We start from the raw sequence: 4,848 nt of genomic DNA on the forward strand, positions 1-4,848 counted from the left end.
ATGTAGGAGTGCTTCGACCTCGGCGCGGGTGGGGGGGTTGGCGCCTCGGCGGGCGCAGGTCAGCGCGGCCACCGTGGCGGCCTGTCGGAGCACCTCCGCCCACTGCTGCGGAGTCACCGCGGCGAGCCGGTCGGCCGGCCGGTCACCGAGCGCGTCGAAGCCGGCCAGTGCGGCCAGCAGGCCACCGGTGAACGAGTCGCCGGCACCGACGGTGTCGACCACCGTGGTGCGGACCGCTGGCTCCTCGTGCAGCGAGCCGTCCGGCGCGAGCAGCCAGGCGCCGTCGCCGCCCCGGGTCACCACGGCGCAGGACACACCGGCCGTACGCCATTCGGTCATCACGTCGGCCACCGAACGGTCCGGGTAGAGCCAGGCGAGGTCCTCGTCGCTGGCCTTGACCAGGTGCGCGAGGCGAATCTGCCGGCGTACCCGTTCCTGCTCCGCCGCCCGGTCGGTGACGATGCTCGGGCGCAGGTTGAGGTCGATGGAGACGGTGAGCCCGTCGCGCTGGCGTTCCCGGGCGAGCAGGCCCTCCAGCGCCTCCGCGCCGGGTGCCAACGCGAGCGCGAGGGACCCGGTGTGCAGCGCGATCGCCGGTGACCCGGCCAGCTCGGGCAGCTCCTGCGGCGTCCACTGCCAGTCGGCCGCACCGGCCAGCCGGAACTCGTAGCTGGCCTGCCCGGCGGCGTTCAGGGTGGCCACCGCCACCGACGTGGGCTCCTCGGCGCGTACCGCCCACTCCAGGTCCACCCGGTTGGCGCTCAGATGCTCGACGAGTTGCCGGCCGTACTCGTCGTTGGCGAGCCGGGCCAGCAGCCGTACCGGCTGGTCGAGCCGGGCCAGGGTGACCGCGACGTTCGCCGGGGAGCCACCGGACACGGGCCGCTGCCCCTCGGCGGTGACGACCAGGTCGATCAGCGCCTCACCCGCGACGACGATCACGCGGTCACCTCCCCCGGTGCGAGCGGGCCGGGGCCGCCGAGCCCGTCGGCCGCGCGGGACAGCAGTACCGCCTGGTAGGCGTGGTAGACGTCCGGTCGGCCGTGCCAGACCGTATCGGCGGGCAGGTTCTGCGCGCCCAGCTCGTGCCGCCATCCGGTCTGGTCGATGAGACTGCGGCGGGCGTACGCCCAGAAGACCCGGTACCAGTCGAGGTAGACCGTGTCCCCGGTACGGCGGTGCAGGGTGATCGCCGCGCCGATGGCCTCGGCGAGAACCCAGTGCATCCGGGAGCGCACCACCGGCCGGTCGTCCCAGTCGATGGTGTAGACGAAGCCGTCCGCGCCGTCGACCGCCCAGCCGCGACGCACGGCGGCGGCGAACAGGGCGCGGGCGTCGGCGAGCAGCCAGCGGGGTGGCTGCGGCAGCACCGCCTCCAACTCCAGCAGCAGCCGGGCCCACTCCAGCCAGTGCCCGATCGTGGAGCCGTACGGCCGGAACGGGTCGGCGGGCTGGTCCCGGTTGTAGTCGGGCAGCGGCGTCCAGTCGGTGGTGAAGTGCTCAGGCAGCCGCCAGTCGTGTCGGGCCGCCTCACCGTGCACGAGGTGGGTGGCGATCCGCAGGGCACGGTCGGCCCAGCTCGCGTCACCGGTGGCGGCGGCAGCGGCGAGGAAAGCCTCGACCATGTGCATGCTGCTGTTGGCGCCCCGGTAGTCCTCGGTGACCGTCCAGTCCCGGTTCCACGATTCGCGGACCGCGCCGGCGTCGTCGTCCCAGAACCGGTCCCGCACGACGGTCAGCACGTCGGCGAGCAGCCGGTCCGCTCCGGGCCGTCCGGCGCGCGCGGCGGTGGAGGCGGCGAGCAGCACGAACGCGTGGTCGTAGCCGGCCTTGCGGTCGTTGACGGGCACTCCCTGCTGGTCCACCGCGCCGAACCAGCCGCCGTACCGGTCGTCGCGCAGCAGAGTGCTGAGCGCGGCGATCCCGTGGTCGACCAGGGCGGCGGCGTCCGGATCGCCGTTGCGGTGAGCGAGGGCGGCCGCGTAAGTCATCCGGCAGGTGATCCAGGTGTGGATCGGTTCGCCGCGATCCGGGGTGCGGTCGTCGGTGAGCCACCAGAAGCCGCCCTCGGGCCGGACCGAGCAGCGGGCGGTGTCGAGCAGCGTCCGGGTCTGGTCGACGAGGAACTCGTCCAGATCGGGCAGGTCTGGTGACCCCGCAGGAGCAGGGGTCGTTGCGGCGTCGGATCGGGGCACGTCGGTCATTTCAGCTGGTCACCGTCGGGTAGGAAAGGGACATACGGCCAGGATCGGCGGAGGGACCGGGTCCGCGCCGCAAAATCGCCAACGGTACGCCACGAATCGACTGGCCAGGGTCGGCACGGGGCGGGAGGCTTTTCCTCCCATTTGCCCGTTGACATCGTTGTCACCGCTCAACCCTGCTCCGGCAGCCGGCCGACTGTCAATTCCGGCTGCGTCACACCGCCCCAGGGCAGCTTCGGTCAGTAGTAGTCGTCGATCGGCCGGCGCGCCTCGTCGAACAGCGCCGGCCCCTCGTAGCGGACCGGGGGCAGCGGTGGGGTGGCCGGCTTGACCTCCTCGAACTGCTCGGTGGACAGCGCGTACACCACCCGCCCGAGGCCGGACCGGTCGATCGCCGTCGCGCACATCGCGCAGGGCTGGCAACTGGTGAACATGGTGGTGCCGGCGGCCAGCTCGGGGGAGAGTTCCCGAGCCGCCCAGCGGGCCAGCTTCAACTCCGGATGGGCGCTGATGTCCGCGTCGGAGACCACTGTGTTGTGGTCCTCGATCAGGACGACGCCGGACGCGTCGACCAGCAACGAGCCGAACGGCCGTTCGCCGGAAGCCCCCGCCCGCCTGGCGATTTCCACAGCGTGGCGGAGAAACTTCTCGTCGTCGGGGGTCATCGGTCCTCCTGGGTTGCGTGATGTGCGGCCACGGCCGCAAGGGTCCGCCAGGCGCGTTCGGGCTGGCGGATCTCGGTCAGGTCGCCGTTGAACGGGTCCAGCACCACCGTCTCCGCGCCGAACCCACGAAGCTGGTCCAGGTCGGCGACGATCTGATCAATGGTGCCGACACCGGCCAGCCGGTCCGGGTCGGTGATCGGTTCTCGGGTCTCCTGGAGCGCGATCCGCGGCACCAACGCGGGCACCGGGCGACCCAGCTCGTCAGCGATGTCCGTCAGCCGCCCGACCGCCTCGGCCAGCCGTGCCGGCGTGACCCGCAGCGGGTGCCAGGCGTCACCGAGCAGTACCGCGCGCCGCATGCCGGCCTCGCTGTTGCCACCGACCCAGATCGGGATCGGCGCCGTGTCGTAGTCCTCGGTGTCCTTCCAGGCCTCGCGCATGGTGTGCAGGTACTCGTCGGTCAGCGCGCCGCGCTGCCGGAACGGCACGCCGAGCGCCTCGAACTCCTGCCGGGCCCAACCGACGCCGACACCGAGAACCAACCGGCCGCCGCTGAGCCGGTTGAGGTTCGCCGCCATCCGGGCGGTGAGCAGCGGGTGCCGGTACGGGACGATGAGCACCGTGGTGCCCAGCCGAACCCGGCTGGTCACCCCGGCCAGCCAGGACAGCGTGGTGAACGGCTCGTAGAACGGCGCCGGATACTGCTCGGCCACGTCCGAGGTCACCGCGATGTGATCGGAGACCATCAACAGGTCGAAGCCGAGGCCCTCCACCGTCTGCGCCCACCGACGCAGGACGTCGGGGTCGGTGCCCGGGGCGAAGTTCGGTACGTTCACACCTATCTGCACCCGTCCACGCTAGCCACTGTGGACCGGTGTGTGAACGCCGCGGCCCGGCTGAATCAGCTGGCATTCGGCACGAATTGCCGCACGACTCAGGAGCGCCGGATGGATCTGCCCGAGGGACTCGACTGGGTACGCGCATCACCCACCGGTCGCGCCTGGCTGGCCGCGCTCCCGACGTGGCTGACGGAGTGCGCCGAACGGTGGTCGCTGCGGGTCGGCCCGCCCTTCCGGCAGGCGTACGCCTCACTGGCGCTCCCTGCCCACCTGCCCGACGGCACAGCGGCAGTGCTGAAGCTCCAGTACCCCGACGAGGAGAGCCGACACGAGGCCGACGCCCTGACCCACTGGGACGGTGACGCGGCGATCCGCCTGCTCGCCCACGACCCCGGGCGGCGTGCCCTGCTGCTCGAACGCTGCCAGCCCGGCACTCCCCTGCACGACCTTCCGCCGGACCGAGCGCTGGACGTGGTGATCGGACTGCTCCCCCGGCTCTGGCGACCGGCCGGCGCGCCGTTCACGCCGCTGGCACAGGAGGCCGCAGGTTGGATCGACCGGATGCCCCGGGCCTGGGAACGGGCCGGCCGGCCGTACGAGCGGCGGCTGCTGGACGCGGCGCTCGACCTGCTCACCGGCCTGGCGTCGAGCCAGGGCGAGCAGGTGCTGGTCAACCAGGACCTGCACGCCGGCAACATCCTCGCCGCCGACGCCCTCGCCGCCGACGCCCTCGCCGCCGACCGAGGACCGTGGCTGGCGATCGACCCGAAGCCGCTGACCGGGGAACGGGCGTTCTCGGTCGTACCGATGGTGCGCGGCCCGGAGTTGGGCCACTCACCAGCTGCCGTCCGGCACCGGCTGGACCGGCTCAGCGCCGAACTGGGGCTGGACCGGGAACGGGTCCGAGGTTGGACGATCGGCCACACTCTGGCCTGGAGCCTCGCCGACGACACAGTCTTCCCCGAGAAGATCGAAGTGGTCCGCTGGCTGCTCGACACCGATTGAGCTCCGGCTCGGCGATCACGGGGTGGTGGTGCCCGACCCAGCTCCGCGATCTTGCACTTTCTGTCCCGATCTATGGTGCATATCAACCCACTTCGACAACAGAAACTGCAAGATCGGCGCGACGGGCGGGCGCCGGGG

General features: G+C 72.0%; 5 protein-coding genes. 1 reads left to right on the forward strand and 4 read right to left on the reverse strand.

Annotated elements, in window-relative coordinates; translation table 11 throughout:
- The 4 genes from DLJ58_RS18205 to DLJ58_RS18220 form a co-directional block, all read right to left on the reverse strand.
- On the reverse strand, positions 1 to 942 hold a 942-nt coding region (locus DLJ58_RS18205; protein ID WP_148097995.1), incomplete at its 3' end, for a carbohydrate kinase family protein.
- Positions 939 to 2,204, reverse strand: a complete 1,266-nt coding sequence (locus tag DLJ58_RS18210; protein ID WP_124857983.1) for an AGE family epimerase/isomerase — start codon at positions 2,202 to 2,204, stop codon at positions 939 to 941. The genes DLJ58_RS18205 and DLJ58_RS18210, both read right to left, overlap by 4 nt.
- 236 nt (positions 2,205 to 2,440) lie before the next feature.
- Entirely contained in the window at positions 2,441 to 2,866 is a 426-nt protein-coding gene (locus tag DLJ58_RS18215; protein WP_124857985.1) for a nucleoside deaminase, read from the reverse strand.
- Positions 2,863 to 3,714, reverse strand: coding sequence for an LLM class flavin-dependent oxidoreductase (locus DLJ58_RS18220; protein WP_124857987.1), 852 nt, complete (start codon positions 3,712 to 3,714; stop codon positions 2,863 to 2,865). Before DLJ58_RS18220 ends, DLJ58_RS18215 begins: the two co-directional genes overlap by 4 nt.
- A 99-nt stretch (positions 3,715 to 3,813) precedes the next feature.
- Here DLJ58_RS18220 and DLJ58_RS18225 point away from each other — a divergent pair, with 99 nt between their 5' ends.
- A complete protein-coding gene (locus DLJ58_RS18225) occupies positions 3,814 to 4,710 on the forward strand; it encodes an aminoglycoside phosphotransferase family protein (RefSeq protein WP_124857989.1) in 897 nt (298 codons plus the stop codon).
- The last annotated feature ends 138 nt before the right edge of the window (positions 4,711 to 4,848 follow it).

This window comes from Micromonospora arida (assembly GCF_003857035.1).
Lineage (GTDB): Bacteria > Actinomycetota > Actinomycetes > Mycobacteriales > Micromonosporaceae > Micromonospora > Micromonospora arida.

What these genes read in the sequence shown, in the direction of transcription:
- DLJ58_RS18210 (WP_124857983.1), bottom strand. Translation starts at nt 2,204, where the DNA reads ATGACCGACGTGCCCCGATCCGACGCCGCAACGACCCCTGCTCCTGCG.
- DLJ58_RS18215 (WP_124857985.1), bottom strand. Translation starts at nt 2,866, where the DNA reads ATGACCCCCGACGACGAGAAGTTTCTCCGCCACGCTGTGGAAATCGCC.
- DLJ58_RS18225 (WP_124857989.1), top strand. Translation starts at nt 3,814, where the DNA reads ATGGATCTGCCCGAGGGACTCGACTGGGTACGCGCATCACCCACCGGT.